Annotated in this window: 13 protein-coding genes; all 13 read right to left on the bottom strand. The window is 43.2% G+C overall.

The annotated features are described in order from the left end of the window. Positions 1 to 305: 305 nt before the first annotated feature. The 13 genes from MKY52_RS19105 to MKY52_RS19045 all read right to left on the bottom strand — a co-directional run bounded on the left by MKY52_RS19105 (position 306) and on the right by MKY52_RS19045 (position 16,420). Complete coding sequence (locus MKY52_RS19105; protein ID WP_341052825.1) at positions 306 to 1,976, bottom strand: extracellular solute-binding protein; 1,671 nt, start codon at positions 1,974 to 1,976, stop codon at positions 306 to 308. Continuing rightward, complete coding sequence (locus MKY52_RS19100; RefSeq protein ID WP_341052824.1) at positions 1,973 to 3,376, bottom strand: response regulator transcription factor; 1,404 nt, start codon at positions 3,374 to 3,376, stop codon at positions 1,973 to 1,975. The genes MKY52_RS19105 and MKY52_RS19100 overlap by 4 nt, the downstream gene beginning before the upstream one ends. Continuing rightward, a complete protein-coding gene (locus MKY52_RS19095) occupies positions 3,369 to 5,114 on the bottom strand; it encodes a sensor histidine kinase (protein WP_341052822.1) in 1,746 nt (581 codons plus the stop codon). The genes MKY52_RS19100 and MKY52_RS19095 overlap by 8 nt, the downstream gene beginning before the upstream one ends. 141 nt (positions 5,115 to 5,255) lie before the next feature. Further along, complete coding sequence (locus MKY52_RS19090) at positions 5,256 to 7,091, bottom strand: ABC transporter substrate-binding protein (protein WP_341052821.1); 1,836 nt, start codon at positions 7,089 to 7,091, stop codon at positions 5,256 to 5,258. 92 nt (positions 7,092 to 7,183) lie between these two features. After that, positions 7,184 to 8,080, bottom strand: a complete 897-nt coding sequence (locus tag MKY52_RS19085; protein ID WP_042190000.1) for a carbohydrate ABC transporter permease — start codon at positions 8,078 to 8,080, stop codon at positions 7,184 to 7,186. 17 nt (positions 8,081 to 8,097) lie between these two features. Beyond that, positions 8,098 to 9,057: an ABC transporter permease gene (locus tag MKY52_RS19080; protein ID WP_341052819.1), complete on the bottom strand. Its 960-nt coding sequence runs from the start codon at positions 9,055 to 9,057 to the stop codon at positions 8,098 to 8,100. A gap of 290 nt (positions 9,058 to 9,347) precedes the next feature. After that, positions 9,348 to 10,886, bottom strand: a complete 1,539-nt coding sequence (locus tag MKY52_RS19075) for an MDR family MFS transporter (RefSeq protein ID WP_076284618.1) — start codon at positions 10,884 to 10,886, stop codon at positions 9,348 to 9,350. 45 nt (positions 10,887 to 10,931) lie between these two features. Continuing rightward, the gene (locus MKY52_RS19070) at positions 10,932 to 11,588 is read right to left on the bottom strand and encodes a hypothetical protein (protein ID WP_341052818.1); all 657 of its coding nucleotides are present in this window, start codon (positions 11,586 to 11,588) and stop codon (positions 10,932 to 10,934) included. Then, a complete protein-coding gene (locus tag MKY52_RS19065) occupies positions 11,585 to 12,268 on the bottom strand; it encodes a hypothetical protein (protein ID WP_042190007.1) in 684 nt (227 codons plus the stop codon). Before MKY52_RS19065 ends, MKY52_RS19070 begins: the two co-directional genes overlap by 4 nt. Positions 12,269 to 12,279: 11 nt before the next feature. Beyond that, positions 12,280 to 12,924: a YhbD family protein gene (locus tag MKY52_RS19060; protein ID WP_341052817.1), complete on the bottom strand. Its 645-nt coding sequence runs from the start codon at positions 12,922 to 12,924 to the stop codon at positions 12,280 to 12,282. A 236-nt stretch (positions 12,925 to 13,160) separates the two neighbouring features. After that, a complete protein-coding gene (locus tag MKY52_RS19055) occupies positions 13,161 to 13,589 on the bottom strand; it encodes an HIT family protein (RefSeq protein ID WP_149646869.1) in 429 nt (142 codons plus the stop codon). Between the two features lie 18 nt (positions 13,590 to 13,607). Further along, positions 13,608 to 14,153, bottom strand: a complete 546-nt coding sequence (locus MKY52_RS19050) for a hypothetical protein (RefSeq protein WP_341052816.1) — start codon at positions 14,151 to 14,153, stop codon at positions 13,608 to 13,610. 419 nt (positions 14,154 to 14,572) lie between these two features. Continuing rightward, positions 14,573 to 16,420: a fibronectin type III domain-containing protein gene (locus MKY52_RS19045; RefSeq protein WP_341052815.1), complete on the bottom strand. Its 1,848-nt coding sequence runs from the start codon at positions 16,418 to 16,420 to the stop codon at positions 14,573 to 14,575. Between the last annotated feature and the right edge of the window lie 56 nt (positions 16,421 to 16,476).

The raw sequence follows: 16,476 nt of genomic DNA, 5'->3' as shown, positions 1-16,476 counted from the left end.
TCTTTTTTTTGAGAATTATTATGGAAAAACTCCCTGAAAATAGCTGGTAAATGTTTTAAATGAATAGAAAGAGGGAAATCCTCCCTAAAAATCAGAGTAATATCGGTATTTGCCAACAAATCAGCAAAATTATAGGGAGTTTTTCCCTAATTATTAGTCAGATGAGCAGAAATCTCAGAATTACAGGGAGGAATTCCCTAATTATCGATCAGTGCTCCCGTTTCCTTGGTGAGGACACTCCACTTTTCCACAATCAGTCCATTCACTCCGCTACTTTTAGAGAAAAAATCTATATCATCCCGTACTTACTTCACCTTTACAGTTTCAGCAACTTCTTTCGTAATCGCCTCCCCGCCGAGGCTCTTCCATTTCGCTACAAAAACATCAAAGTCACTAAGCGGTGAATCGCCCACGATGATATTCAAAAATGTCTCGCTTTCCAGATTTTGCAGCTCCGTCCACTTACTCTTCATTAGTTGGGTGTTTCCGTAAAATACTCCCCGCACTCCCTCAATAGCAGTTGAGGTTAAGACGGCAACTCCATATTTATATGCATTCGCTGCTTTCCAGCCTTCCAGATCTTTCTTTGGTTGTTCAGTGTCCTCCACCCATTGATCATAAATGAGACGGGTATCTGGATTTAATGTATCCGGGTCTATTTTGCCATGCAAAGCTTGCTGGATATCTGCATAATGTTTCTCTATCGCATCCGAATAATCAATTAAAAGGTCAAACGGATAATAAGCACGCAGCTGAATTCCTGTTTGCGCAGAGAAATCATCCAGCTTCTTAACTTCCTCCGAATTAGGGTCTTGTCTTCTCTCAAGTCTTGTAAACACGTTCAACTGCTTCATAATCGCCTCTGGATGCTCGAAACCTTTACGTACAACAAGGTAACGGTCTGTTACCGGAGCCAAATGAGCAACAAACTTACCAGACTCATCAAGTGGAGCAGCATACGCTCTCCATTCTGCCTTCGTATCTAGAGCAACCGCCTCTGACAAAGGATAATATGGCATCCACCACGGGCCAAAGAACATGCCTGATTTCCCTGTAATAATAGGCTCTTGCGTTTCTTTATAAAGTGCAAAATTAGGGTCCAGCAACCCTCTTTTATACCAATCAGCCAGTTTGGCAAGTGCTTGTTTGGTCTCAGGTGTAATGGATCCATATACAATATTCCCAGCGTTATCCTTGATCCAATTGGTGGGAAAAGCATGTAATGCACTAAACACAGCATCCAGACCATTTACTAATGGCTTCGTCCCATAGATGATATTCTTGTAGCCGCTAAGTCCGACCGTATCTCTTTTGCCATTGCCGTCGGGGTCTTTCTCAATAAAAGCCTTCGCTATGTTCTCAATATCTTCGAAGGTTTGCGGTGCCTGCAGCTCCAGTTTATCCAGCCAATCCTGACGCAACCAGAGCAGAACAGGCGAATCCGCATCAATGGCTACATTAGGCAATCCGTATAATTTGCCGTATCGAGAAGCATCGGATAATGCCTCACCCTGAGTAGAATTGTACATATCCTTAATTAAATCAGAGCCATATACATTGTAGGTCTCTGTAAGATCCTCTATCATGTCATTATCAATGAGTTTCTTCAATTGATCTCGATCAACAACCATCGCATCCGGCAAATCATTGCTATCGATCGCAAGCTGTGCTTTTTGATTAAAAGCATCTTCACCCTTCGCTTCCCAAGAGTGAACTACCTTGATATTCGTAATGCTCTCCAAATAACGGGTGATTGGATTGTTGTCGTTGCTGTCACCTGTATTTAGCCTGGAATCGGGAACCTTAAATCCTACACGAATCACGATCGGATCTTCGTATTTGCTATACGCTACAGAAGCATCTTCGACCTCACCCTGAGGACTTCGAGTAGAATCTACTGTTTTGTTCTGGTCACGGCATGATGTAAGTCCGATCATCATTACAAGTAAGAGGATAGATTTACACAATCTCATCATTGGTCCTTCCCCTCCGCACGATATTCACTCGGGAGTTGACCAATACGTTCTTTGAACAGTCTACTGAAATAACGGTCATCTTCAAAGCCAGACCTTGAAGCAATCTCACAGACGGGTAATGAAGTCTCCCGCAATAATGATTTAGCCAACTCAAGCCGCATTCCCCGTAAACATTCACCGAATGTCTCCCCGGCAAAACGAGCGAAACATTGACTGAAATAACCACGGCTCATATTAATTTCCGCCGCTACGTCGCTCTGATTGATTTTGTCACCTGCATGGCTCTGCATGTAACGAACTGCGCGAATAAGGCAAGACATCACCTCTTTAGTCAATCCTAGCTCGAGCATTCTCCGTCCCACATGATCAGAAAATCGGCGCAGCCAGGTCTTCCAATGGCACCAGTTCAAATTAAACGAAATATCCCGTTCCAGTTGAACAGCATCCTCTGACTTCAAAAGTAAAGAACTCCAGCTTTGCAAAAGGGAATGGGCGAACGTTAGAAATCTATCCTGCCTTGGCTTCTGCAGGAGTATATTCGTTACAAAATTCTCCCATTCGTTTCCATCAATCGTCCACTTGAGATTTTGAGCTTGCACGAATAGATCAGCTTCATCCGGTTTTAATTGGGGAACCGCTATTTCCTTCTTTAGTTCCTCATAATTCAGAAAGGTCAGTTCTTCAGCACTAGAATGATAAAATAGCATATGCCGAAGCTTCGTGGTGAGCTGCTCCTCCAATTCCTGTAGTGACTGATCTCTTAACCCACTGATGAGCGCGGTCTGCCATCTCCCAGAAAGCTGGTTCTTAAGCTCACGCTTCCCCTCCTCTTCCGAGAACCGGTGAAGCAAGGGCGACATCCACATCTCATGAAAGGTAATCAGCGGATTATTCTTCACGAAGGATAGGTGAAATAACTCTTCTTCATTACAGTGGCTGCTTAATGGTAAATAGAGCAGTGCCTTGTCTGCAGCTATCCTTTTACCTTCACCATGAACCAGTGCATCCCTTGTATTGTCCTCCCATTTGATGCGATCGACCAGGCGACGTATAGTCTCGTCCGCATTTTCCATCTCCAATAGAGTTTTGACAATATAATCAACGGCTCCTAAACGCATAGCCTCCTGCACATAGTCAAACTCATGATGGCAAGTAAGCACAACACAGCGAATACCTGCGAAACGTTGCCTTACTAGTTTAATTAGCTCGAACCCAGAAATGCCGGGCATGGTCAAATCTACAAATAACAGATCCACATCCTGTTGTTGAAGTAGCTCCAAGGCCGATTTGCCATCTCCCGCCTCGCCGACAATCACAACCCCTAAGGATGACCAATCAATTAGAGATATGAATCCTTTCCGCACAAGTCTCTCGTCATCAACCACTACAGCCTTAATCATCGAAGTCCTCCTTACCTTTCCTCGGAATCACGATAGATACAACCGTACCTTCCCCTAGCTTGCTGTACATCTCTAGCTTCATTTGTTCTCCATAGTAGGTTCTGAGCATCCGGTTCACGTACGAGAATCCGATTCCGAGCCCCCGTTTCTTAGCGCCATCCTCTGACAGCAGTTGATCTAACGTATCCGCATCCATTCCAGCCCCATTGTCTCTTACACACAGCTGAACTTCTCCTTCACCATGCTCTGTAATCAAGACGTCCACCCTGCCATTATCGCTTAGTCCATGATAAATCGAGTTCTCAACAAGAGGTTGAAGTAAGAATCTGGGGACAGACACAGACAATACATCCTCATCAGCCTCCACGTTAAATTCGAATTCATAGTCATAACGGATGCGCTGCAGTTCCATATAATTTCGGATCGCTTCAATTTCCTCTCCAAGGGTAACAATGATGCTTTGCTTGCCCAGATTATAATGCAGCACCTTTACAAGAAGGGTAACCAGCTTGTCGATCTCCTTCTGACCGTTAAGTCTTGCCATCCACTGCACCGTATTCAATGTATTATGCAAAAAGTGAGGGTTAATCTGGCTAAGCAGCTTTTCAATCTCGAATTGGCTTTTCTGCTTCTCATTATGGGCTACCGCAACAATCAGCTCATTCACCTGTTTCTTCATCTGCTGGAAGTTACTAAGCACAAAATCAAACTCTTCCACATTCGTGTAGGCAACCGGAGAGGTAACATTTTCCGCCATTCGATTAATTTCAAGGTTAACCTTGCGCAAAGGACCATAAATCTTTTTCCAGATCATCAAAGCCAGAACTCCGGCAAAGAGTAGTGTCGAGAACGCGAGCAGGATCATTTTATAGAACCAAGAATAAATTTCACTGTTGAATTCGGACTTTTTAACTACTGCAATAAGCTTCCATCCCTGTGGACTAGCGTATCGAAACAGATGATATCCGGTAAGTGTTTCATGTGATAGATTAGAGTTGCTTCCAGCAGCTTTGATAATTCCTTGAGGTAATTTACCATCAATGACATAAGTGCTAGTGCCCTGTTGATTCACAAGCAGGTGGTTAACCTTCATCCCGTATGATTCCTGATTAAATATTTTGCGAAGCAGGCTATAATTCGTCTCTAAATAAATAAATAGCTTATGCTCACCTGGTACGCGTACAATGCGCTGTTCTGAGAACACGAGATTATCTCCGACGGCATACATCGTAGAATGAGGTCCATAATAATCAGCTCCGTTATATCGCATAAAAGAAGGTAACGTACTGATATCGAAATTTCTGCGCGCACTCATATTCGTGAACAGAACCGGATCATCACTGCTTGGCATAATGTAGGCTGTAAGTCCAATGTAGGGATTCGTGAAATTAACGAGGTTGATCTTCTGGTTGATGGAGTTCATCATTTGCGATTTGCGATAAATTTGCTTTTCCTGAATAAATGAGGACATTTCTTCCACAATCTGACCATCCAGCGCAAACTGTTTAGAGGCAAAATCCATATTGTCGATGGCATTCTCCAAGCTAGAGGCTTCCTGTTTCAAGCTTGCACTTATACCATTGCCAATTTTCCCTGAAAGAATAGAGTAAATAGAGGTGTAGGTTACGAATCCTACTAAGAGAAGCGGAAGAAGTGTTCCGATAACTAGATAGATGAATAAGGTATTCCGTAAGGATTTGACAACTGGGGTATGATTACGCTTAAGTACTCTTACCATCCGAATGATCCTCTTCCTTCTTCCTGTAAGCGTTCTATATATATATCAATGTGAGAATACCACATTTATCCTTAATTGAATAGAATAGGGCAGAACAGCCTCCACGCCGCCCCGCCCTATTTGTATTTTTCTAATCACACCTTATTTCACGCTTTTACGAGCCTCGAACAGTTCCTCAGCCTTTTTAATCGAGAAATCCATAACTTCGGCATAGCCGAGGCCATTCACCTTATCATGCATTTCTTTATTCAATTTGTCATATTCAGCTTGATCTTTAGCAAAAACCATTTTCCAAGAAATTTGTTGAATGACCGTACCAATTTGTTTGTTCTTTTGCTCCAGTGTTTTGTCCATCATCAATGGTTCTTTTCCAGTGAAGCCTTGTGGTGCTACGGCCAATAGATTATTTTTCTCAAAATACTCTTTAGGCGTCAGAACGCCCATCTTCGCTCTCCAGTCACTATCAAGCTTAGACGGATTACGCTCTAGGGTTGTCGTCCATAGATTGTGATCGTATGGCTCTTTATTGTCTGGATTCACCATCGCCGGAACTACAAAAGAGAAGTTCATTTGATTAGAGCCGTAGTAGTAGTCACCACCACCATATTCTGCAGGCACTTGTGTATTCTGTTGATCGGCATAAGCCTTCCAACCAAAGTCAGTCACGACAGGTTTACCGCTTGCATCCATATCCCAGGTTAGACCTTTAGGTCCGTTAGGCACCGCTGTTCCGCTTCCTGCAGAGATCATTGCACCTTCCGGAGTATACATCCAGTTAATAAATTCCATAATTCTAGCAGGTTCTTTAGCTTTTGCACCAATTGCTATAATACCGTTACCACCGTATACATTGAAGCCAGTGGAATACATCAGCTCATCCTTGAACGGAACTAATGCAAAACCTTTACCTTCTGCTGTTCTTTCCGGTGTATTGTAGTTTGCTGCCCCTAGCCACGGGAACCAAGAGAACAACAGACGACCATCCTTGTATTTCGCTACAACATCATCGAATTTTTGTGTCATAGAATCTGGATCCACCAGACCCATTTGGTTAGCTTCAAAATACAGTTTGAGCGACTTCATATACCAGCTGTCTTCGGATAAGAAGTCATAATATTTCTCTTCGTCTGCTTTAACATATACAGCGGTATCAGGAATTTCGTCATAGCCCATCATGTTGGCGAACTGTTTCGCCAGTGTCATTTTATAGTTGCCGTCCCAGTCAGACCACATCGAGAAGGCATAGGTTTTCTTTCCCTGCTCATTTTTTGGTTCAAGCTCTTGCATTTTTTTCAGCACGGGCAGATAATCTTCAATCTTTGAAATTTCAGGTGCTCCGATTTGCTGATAAAGATCCCATCGCAGGTCTGGCCCCCAAGTCATATCTTTCCCTTCAGAAGGTCCAGATGGATTAGAAGCTACGCTGTTTCCGATGCCAAAAACGGATGATCCACCACCAAAAGCAACCTTTGCTTTCTCAATAGCTTTTGGGAACGTACTAGCAATGTCTTTTCCGTATTTATCAAGAAGCCCTTCTTGTATCCAGTCTAGGAGAAGCTTTCCTTTGATCGCATTTGGATAATGGTTCTTATCATCACCGAAAATAATGATATCTCCAAGATCACCCGATGCCATCATTGCAGAGATTTTGGTATCTCCACCTGTCAGGTTTGAAGCTACAATATCCATCTCAATATTGAATTTATCTTTGATGATTTTGGCAAACCACCCGGTTTGTGGACCCGCATAGTTAGCTGTTGTAGAGAATACGGTCAGCTTCAGCGGCTTGGAATGATCAAGTGCTCCGTCATCCGGTGCTGCTGTTTCTTCCGCCGGCGCATTCGTTGCAGCGGACGTAGGCTTCTCTGTGCTCGTGTTTTTACCCGAGTTAGCCGTATTATTCCCCCCGCCACATGCTGCCAGAACAAAGACCAGGATTACGGATAGCATGACAAGCGATGCTCTTCTTAGTCTCATTGCTTTATACCCTCCCTTTCGTATCTTCACTTATAGTTCAGCTCTGCTCCTAGCAGAGGAAAACCCCATTTCATTACCGATCCGGTAGCTCATTAGCCCTTAACCGCACCGATCATAATCCCTTTGACGAAAAAGCGCTGGAAGAATGGGTACACGATTAGAATCGGCAATACGACGATCATCGTTACGGTCATCCGTACAGAGGTTGGAGTCTGCATATTCGCTACACTAGCGGCCATATCCGGTGAATTACGAATTAAAGCTGCGAGCGAGCTGGACTCGTTCAAATAACGCCATAACAAGAATTGGAGCGTAAAGTACTTCGTATCTGTCATCAGAAATGCCGTATCAATAAATGAGTTCCACTGATTCACTGCAGAAAAAATCGTAATCGTAGCCAAAATTGGCGTAGTAAGCGGTACAATAATGCTCCAGAACACCCGCATGTAACCAGCGCCATCCATAGACGCTGACTCCTCAAGGGATGGAGGAATGGCTTCAACGAAGGTTTTGACCAGAATGATGTTGAATGGCGTAATAATCGTAGGCAAAATATAAGCCAGATAATTATTGGTCAGATGCAAATTGTGCATTGTAATATACCAAGGGATCAGACCTGCGCTAAAATACATCGTAACCACGACACTCCGGTACCAAATACTCCGGCCCCACATTTCCTTTTTGGTGAACAAATATCCTAAAAAAGCTGAAGACCCCACAGTAAGCAACGTCCCGACAACCGTTCTATACACAGAGACTGTTGCCGCATGTCCTAAACCGCTGATTCTTAGCACCTTACTATAGTTATCAAAATGGATCTGTCTTGGATAAAATTTGATATCTCCCGCTGCGCTAAGATCATTCGAGCTGATCGTATTGATGAACAAATAATAAAATGGGTAGATGCATGACAGGGTGAACAATCCAAAGAGCGTATAGATCATAATCTGGAAGATAAGTTCTCCAGCCGTTAGTTTTTTCTTTCTCAAATGGGATCACCCCTGACTTAAATGATAGATTCGTCACGCACCATCTTAGACAACGTGTTCGCTGCGAATAGTAGAATTACACTGACAACCGATTTCAACATGCTGACGGCCGTGGCAAAAGGAAAGTTGTTCGCGAAGGCGATGTTGTATACATAAAGATCCAGCACCTCAATAGAATCCTTATTCATCGCATTTTGAAAGGCAAAGTACTGCTCCATCCCGTTATTGACTAGATTACCTATGGAGAGCAGCAGCAGTACAAAAAAGGTTGGAATCAGACCTGGAATGGTGATATGCCAAATTTTGCGGAACCGACTTGCACCATCCACCTCAACAGCTTCGTACAATTCCTGATCAATGCCTGCGATTGCAGCAAGGTAGAGAATGGCACCCCAGCCTAACGATTTCCACCAGTACCAAACGATCATCGTGACCCAAATATTTGAGCTGGAGGCTAAGAAGTTATACCCTTCATCAACCACTCCAAGCTGCACTAAAATGTGAGTGATGACACCGTTATCTACAGAGAACAACGAGAATGCCAATGCATATACCAGAATCCAGCTGATAAAGTTTGGAATCGTGGTTAATGTCTGCACCAACTTGCGGTACCAGCCTGACTTAATCTCAGTCAACATAATGGCAAAGATCACTGGGAAGATGGATGTAATTAATCCGAGTGAACTCATGGCAAGCGTGTTCTTCAGCACCCGCAGAACCTCTGCGGTCTGCGTCGGATTAGATACAATCGTCTTGAACCATTTCAAACCAACGTAAGGCGTGTCTGACAACGGTATTCCGGGAATGAAATCATAAAAGGCATAAATCCATCCGCTGATCGGCAGATAATAGAAAATAAAGGTGACAACAAGAAATGGAAAAGCTATGAAGAACAACTTATGTTTGTTCTTCATCTTCCAGCGGGATCGATGAACCGGATCGACGCTGGGAAGCAGTTCGCCAGCAGGTACCCCCATATCGGAATCTCCTATACCCAGATTTTGATTACGCTTTCAGAGTATCAGAATCTGAGCTTCTGGCGAGATAGAGAGCAGAACGCCTTATCAGGGAAACCGTCAGATACTTGTGAACCAAATTCGCAGTACAATCGACCATTTTCTACCTGTTTGCGGGACTAGTGATGGAGGGCATATATGTCTTTAGACAAAAAACGACCACCACTTAGGAAGTACCCGAAGTGGTGGTCGTTTTTTATATGTCTATTTTCACTGAAACATAATCAAACGAATATTATCTAGTCTACATGCTAATGCCCAGACGCTTGAACATCCCCCTCCGCAGAGGCATCCATCTTCTGACGTCCCATATAGAACGAAGCCAATAACGCTAAAGCTGCAGGAATCACCGCCCAAGCAAAGGTGTTTACAATGGATGAGGATAACCCAGCTGTAATCTTACCCAGAATTTCAGGTGGAATGAGCGCCCTAGTCTCAGGTGAGAGCAAAGCATGCGGATCTTTAAAATCCATAGCTCCCGCCGGAGCCGCTCCTCCACCATTAGCCGAGAGTAACTTGGTAAGACTGCCTGAGAAATAGTGACTTTGAATGATACCGAAGGTGGTAATGCCTATGGTCATGCCCAGTGAACGAATGAAATTCAGCGTTGCGCTGGCAGAGCCGCGTTGCTGTGCCGTCAATCCATGAATAGATGCCGTACTTAGCACTGAGAATGAAGCACCAATCCCTAGCCCAATTAAAATCATATATAAAGTAACAAGCAGTCGTGAAGCATCCGGCGTGAGTGTCGCTACAAGTCCAGTACCGATCACCAAAAGTGCGAATGTAGGAATCAGCAGGCTGCGGTAACTGGTTTTTGACATCAGAAATCCGCCCATCGTAGCTGTAACCACTGAGCCAACCATCATTGGCAGCAATACAAGTCCTGAATTTGTAGCTGATCCGCCCAATACCCCTTGAATAAAGATCGGAATATACACAGAAGCCACAATAAAGGCTGCACCGCTAAATAGTGCACAGATAATGCTTACCGCGTATAATCTTTTTTTAAACAAGGCAAAGGAAATAATCGGTTCTTTCGCTCTAGTCTCTACAACAAGAAACACTGCTGCAAGGATGGCAAAGGCTGCAAATAAACCAAGAATCATGGAAGAATTCCAAGCATACTCTTTCCCGCCTAGCTCCAGCGCAAACATTAAGCAAATGACTGAACCAAGCAGCGTACCCGCGCCCAACCAGTCAATGGGCTGTTTAGAATGCTCATGCGATTCTTTATAAAAGAACACGACCATCGCAAAAGCCAACAGTCCAAGGGGTAAGTTAATGTAAAATATCCACTGCCAAGCAATATGATCGGTAATATACGCCCCCAGTAATGGACCAAATATACTCGACAATCCAAATACTGCTCCGAATGCCCCGCCGAGCTTGCCCCGCGTCTCCAGCGGAACAGCATCGAACATGATGGCAAAAGCGATTGGCACAAGCGCCCCGCCACCAATGCCCTGAATAGCCCGGTACGCAGCTAACTGAGTTATTGTATCAGCCGTTCCACAGAGAGCCGAACCCGCCATGAATACGATAATTCCAAAAATAAAAAACTTCTTACGACCATACATATCAGACAGCTTGCCGAAAATGGGCATACCCGCCATCTCGGCTACGAGATAGGCTGATGTCACCCAGACAAATTTGTCCATTCCGCCAAGCTCCCCAACAATATTACCCATTGCAGTTGCAACGATGGTGCTGTCCATGGAGGCCATCAAAATTCCTAATAGGAGACCTGCGATAACAATACCCAGATTGGGCGATTTGGCAGCACTCATATGTTCCACTCCTCTTTTTCTCAAAAAATAACTATACAATTGTCTTTATATCTTCACTTGATGCTTCACTATTGCGTGCTTATGAACTTCTAGTGTATCGCGGAATTCCACCGTTTCTATTTCACAATCCGGACCAATGATTACACGTTCTCCCCTTACCATACTAGCCTTTGTATTGACCAGATCAATAGCATCGCCTTCGATTAGCCCCGCTTCAAACAGTATTTTCGAAGTTGGCTTCATCATATGCAGCAGTCTCCCCGTTTTACTCTTCTTAATGGTTAAGATACTGCCCCCAACCTCCTTCGCACTACTTGGACCAAACAATTTAATCTCCAAATGCTCAGCACTAAGTAATCCAGCTACGCTTATGGCACCGGAAATTTGCAATTTTTCCCCTTCACAATCACCCTTCACATCCAAATTTCCGTAGAGATGAAGCTCATCGATTTTTACGGAGGCTGCTTTTATTTCACCCTGTCCACGTAAGGAATCCCCTTCAAGATTACCCTCGAGTGCAATTTCGCCAGTGATTTTCATTTGCTTCATATGCAGATTTCCAGCTATATTGGCATTTCCAGTCAGATTCATCTTTTCGCAATTCACATCTCCAGCGAATTTGCATTCTCCAGTGATCTTAACATCTTTGAAAGAACCACCGGCTGAAGATGTCGTTCCAATTATTTTCAGATTATCATTCACAGGGCCTTCTCCACCTTTCCAACCTTAGCCTCTGGATGCACTGTAATTTGTTCGCGATACTCTACCCGTCCGAGTGTACAGCCTGGGCCAATAATGACAATATTTCCTCTGATGATATCCGCAGTTGTATATTCTACATCTATAAAATCTCCCTCGATCGTTCGAGCACATAGCTCAGGTCGAAGTTTAGGGATGATTCCGCTAAACATCTTACTCCAAAACCCATTATTCACTTGCCGTATCACGAGGCTTTCCACACCAATTTCATTAGCCTTCCCTTGACTCTGCAGTTTGAAATCCACATGACCGGCACTTAGTAAACCACCAACACTAAAGCTACCTTCACCTACAAAATCCTCAAGTTCACAATCCCCTTTGACACTCACCATTCCGTTAAGGGTACAGCTTTCACCTCGAAAACTCTTACCTACATTAAGAACCCCATCCACCTTTAGGGTGCCAAAACGCATATTACCCATCACTTTGATGACCCCGTTGCATTCTGCTTCTTCTGCTGCGAGATCATCATTCAAATTCATATGCCCATTTCCTTTAAACATTCGCGCCACAATCGGTCCGACTACTTTACCTACACCATCCATGTTTACGTTGTTGTAAGTACCTCCGGCCCCACCACTAACCCCGTTTATTATCAAATCAGGCAGCTGATGTTTGTCCATTGCTCTTCCTCCTATTCAACTAGCTTGTAGGCAAGCTTACCTTTCAATTGTTCGATCAAATCTGCATATGTCATTTTACTGACTAATCTAACCCCTTCATCAAACCATAACTCCGCAGGCGCTTGTGCCAGAATGAAAGATGAAACCCCCATTTTCCGGACAAAAAACAATTCCCAGCTTCCACTCTCGAGCCTTGAAACTTTCTCCTGCAAAGTGCGAAACAGAAGCTCCGCCTCCTCCATACTCATTTCCCCAGCACTAAGCAGGCGGTCTACAGCGAATAAATGAACGAGCTCCTCAAAAGTATATTTACTTTCATCACCGAGACTTTTTCCAAATTTCCTCAGTGTTGTTGTCGAAACAATGTTACGTTCTATAATTTCCTTAGCAGTTAAACTCACCTTCTCAAAGGATGCTTTATCCGATAGCTTATCAGCCATTTCATCCAAAGAAAGCCCATCTTTCATATTCACAATGTTGTGAATTCGCGACAAGATCATCTCTTTAGGAAAAAAAGTCTCTTGTCCAGTAAAGGTAGATTTGCGGATAAACCATTCCTCGGGGATTAACTGCTTCCTTTTCCAGCGATACAATTGCCCATATGAAATACCGGTTAAATCCAGCAGTTGCTTCTTCGAAATCAAATCATCTTCCATGTGCGATCACTCCTCGAAAACATCGTAACATAACACTGTTACGTTGTAAACAAAACACTCCCCCTTAAATCTCCTACTGCAACAAATCATTGCATTAAAGCTTCCCTCCAAGATTTTACGGCATAAAAAAAGAGCGTACCTCCGTCTTGAGGAGGATTTGCGCTCTTTTACCCGCACTGTATTCTTTGATTTAAGCTATACATATTAATTTATGAGAAAAAGAGAAGGAGTCTTTATCAACTCCTTCTCTTTTCCTCACTTAATGTCTTCAGAATCTTTTTTTTGGTTTGGCTTAATCGTTTTTCAGCACCATGTGGATTCAATGGTTCACCCCAGATAAATCCATCGCCTTCGTACCTCGGAATGAGATGCATATGGTAATGGGTAAGGTCGTTAAACTTCCCTCCATCTTGGCAAATTCTTATTCCGTCAGGTTTAAACAAGCTCTTCAAAGCAATTGAAAGTTTTTTCGAAGCATCCATGATAGCATAAGCAGTCTCTGACTCCATCTCTTCGATATCACAGTAATGCTTTTTGGGGAGGATTAGAGTATGTCCTTCATTAAAAGGAGCAATATCAAGCACACAAGTAATAAATTCATTTTCATAAACAATATTCAAGTCAGGTTCAATACCGTTAGCGATTCTACATCCTAAGCATTCCATGTACAGCAGCACTCCATCCTATTTATTTTCATTTACTACTTGTTGAGCAATGCTTAGAATTGTATCCTCATCCAAACTGTTGAACTTTAAAGTGATTGAACCTTTTGAAGCATTGAATGCTAAAAACGTATAATCACTTTTTTTTATCTTTTGCACCTGATTGCCGCTAATATCAATAAAATCAGCATCGTTCAAATCAACTTGATTATTGCTATAGGTTATTTCAATGAGTGTTTCTCCTTGATAAGGTCCGTAGATGATTTCTCTTTCATTGGACGCTTTTTGTTCCTTTGTTAACTTCTCCAGTTTCCCTTTATTTTTCGTATATGTGACTAAAACTTCTTGATTATCTCCAATAAAGTTGCCTTGTTTGTCCTTTGGAGGGAATTTATGTTGTACATAACTAACTTCATATCCATCCAGTGGAGGAATACTAAATGATGATCCTAATGCACTAACCTGCACCTGCGCTTTAGCTAATTCATCGTTGGAACCAGCCTTTTGACATCCTGATATTAAAAATATAATTGTTGCAATAAAAAATATAAATCCAGATTTGTTCATGAAATCACCTCTAATTATTTGAATTAATACTAATGGAAAACCTTGTTAGTTCGTAGATATACTTCAGTAACATTCCTCTTAATCCCTTTAATATCCCTAAATATGGAAGCACTATATATACGTTGTAAAAGTAAATTTGTTGCACTAAACCCCTCGTCCATTTCGACGATACCTTGGAATGATTCCGTTGGAATTTACTTCATTTCCTTCAAATCCAATGGGTAATCAACTCCTTACCATAGTGTCATCTTAATAACAGAACAAACGTTCGTAAAACTCAAATATCAACAATGTGATTTAACATAGCCTAAAACAAAGAAAAGAAAGCCCTCCCAAGCCAATACTATGGCATCTGGGACAGCCTTCTTTATTTTACTTGCTCTATCTACAAATCTTATCGTTTAAGTCTTTCATTAACCTTACTGCACATAGGTATAATGCGCTGAATCATATTGTGGACCGGATTTCTCATAAGTGAACCAGTACTCAATACTGCTGCCAGCACTTAACCCACTCACAGTCTGCTTCCATGTACCTGAGCTATTGATCATCCGGTAATTAAGCTGAGGCCCCCCGTTAACCTTATAATGCACATCTACATATAGAGCACTGGTTACAGGTGTAATATAAATACTCGCTTCTGTCGAAGAAAGTCTCGTTACCCCTGCTGTAAAGTCAGCCGTCACATGATCACCGCCTCCGCTGCCTCCAGATGGATTAGTAGTAACCGTTGCGGCATTACTGGCGGATGATAGATTACCCGCTGCATCCGTAGCTTTTACAGTAAACGTATAGGCTGTGCTCGGAGTAAGTCCACTAACAGTTGCTGTAGTTCCCGCCACAGAGGCTACCTGCTGTGTTCCGCGATAAACAAGATATCCCGTTACACCAACATTATCAGTTGATGCAGACCAGCTCAGGTTAACTGCTGTATCCGTCTTGCTGGTTACTGTCAGATTAGTGGGTGTAGTGGGTGCTGTTGTATCTCCAGTATTACCACCACCCGTCAAGTATTGACCTGTGAATGGGTTAAATCGATGCAGGGATAGAATTAACCAACCCGTGCTAGACACGCAGTTTTGCTGTGCCATCACCCAATAGCTGTTGCTGGTCCCTTTCAGCGAGTAGGGGATTCCTCCTAGTGAAGCGCCTCTTGTGCCTTGCTTTTTAATAATTTCAGTGTTAATGGCATCCGCTTTGAATACATTGCCTTGCATAAAGTAAGCGAGCGACATAAATGCGCTTCCTTCAAACCATACATCAGCACCTGTATTGCCAATTTGATTCCCGTTATCGTCATAAGCTGGCAAAACTTCATCCGTCCAGTCAAAATCATATCCGGTCAGTGTATTCCCAGCATCATTGTAAGTAAGCGTCTGCTTGTAACGCGGATTTGCAAGGGTCCCCGGGGTGCCGGAGGCATTTTCAACATAGGCTAAGCTTGCTCCATAGTTATGCGTTCCGGATACTCCTAAAGCCAGTACTCCCCATGGATTCACGTCCAATGGAATTTTAGGGTCGATCAGATTCGTATCGTTTTTCCAGCCTCCCTTGAAGCGTTTTACACTGTCATCCCACACATAATTATCCAGGAAGGTTTTGACTCCAGTAGCTGCGCTATTGTATGTGGCAGCCTTTGAGGAATCCACCGAAGCATAATACTGCAGCACCCGGTAAATATCGATATTGTGCTCGGTAGAGCTCCAAGGTTCATCAGAGTTACTCCAAGCACTCCATCCTCCTGCGATACTGCCATTTGCTTTTTTATACTGTAAGCTCCAATCGAGCGCTTTGAGCGCCATCGGACGATATCGCGTGTCATTATATTGCTTTTCATAAGCCATAGCTGCCATTGCCATCCATACAACCGGCCCCACATGTTTACGAATTTCTTCTCCGTAGCCATTGTTATACCAATAAGAGTTCAGCCAGAAGCCCGAAGGGTCCTGAATGTCCCGCATTTTGTTCAACACCTGCTCTGCCCGTGTCCGCTCACCTTTTACAATAAAGGCAATGGCTGCAACAGCTTGATCATACGTGTATACAATCTGTTTGGGGTTGTTTGGACCCCAGAAATCCTCAAAGCTATCTACCAATCCCTCAAAAGCATACCCCGCTGTTGCATCCTGCTGGGTCTTCAACCAGATTAAAGCACGATTTGAAGCGTCACTTGCAGCATCTGCACTCACTTTTCCACCCATAGGTAGAGCTACTCCAATAACCAGCAGACTTGTCATTAAGATCGAAAACAGCTTCCTCATCTTCATAACTTTCCTCCTCATATTCATGATGAACTGGGCAATGAGAGTTCTTTGAAGCATAA

This window comes from Paenibacillus sp. FSL P4-0184, from assembly GCF_038004625.1.
In the GTDB taxonomy this organism is placed as follows: Bacteria; Bacillota; Bacilli; order Paenibacillales; family Paenibacillaceae; genus Paenibacillus_AQ.
This window is presented reverse-complemented; position numbering and strand designations above follow the sequence as displayed.

Coding starts and splice junctions, on each gene's coding strand:
- MKY52_RS19080 (WP_341052819.1), bottom strand. CDS start 9,057: ATGGGGGTACCTGCTGGCGAACTGCTTCCCAGCGTCGATCCGGTTCAT.
- MKY52_RS19060 (WP_341052817.1), bottom strand. CDS start 12,924: ATGGAAGATGATTTGATTTCGAAGAAGCAACTGCTGGATTTAACCGGT.
- MKY52_RS19105 (WP_341052825.1), bottom strand. CDS start 1,976: ATGATGAGATTGTGTAAATCTATCCTCTTACTTGTAATGATGATCGGA.
- MKY52_RS19075 (WP_076284618.1), bottom strand. CDS start 10,886: ATGAGTGCTGCCAAATCGCCCAATCTGGGTATTGTTATCGCAGGTCTC.
- MKY52_RS19055 (WP_149646869.1), bottom strand. CDS start 13,589: ATGGAATGCTTAGGATGTAGAATCGCTAACGGTATTGAACCTGACTTG.
- MKY52_RS19045 (WP_341052815.1), bottom strand. CDS start 16,420: ATGAAGATGAGGAAGCTGTTTTCGATCTTAATGACAAGTCTGCTGGTT.
- MKY52_RS19090 (WP_341052821.1), bottom strand. CDS start 7,091: ATGAGACTAAGAAGAGCATCGCTTGTCATGCTATCCGTAATCCTGGTC.
- MKY52_RS19100 (WP_341052824.1), bottom strand. CDS start 3,376: ATGATTAAGGCTGTAGTGGTTGATGACGAGAGACTTGTGCGGAAAGGA.
- MKY52_RS19050 (WP_341052816.1), bottom strand. CDS start 14,153: ATGAACAAATCTGGATTTATATTTTTTATTGCAACAATTATATTTTTA.
- MKY52_RS19095 (WP_341052822.1), bottom strand. CDS start 5,114: ATGGTAAGAGTACTTAAGCGTAATCATACCCCAGTTGTCAAATCCTTA.
- MKY52_RS19065 (WP_042190007.1), bottom strand. CDS start 12,268: ATGGACAAACATCAGCTGCCTGATTTGATAATAAACGGGGTTAGTGGT.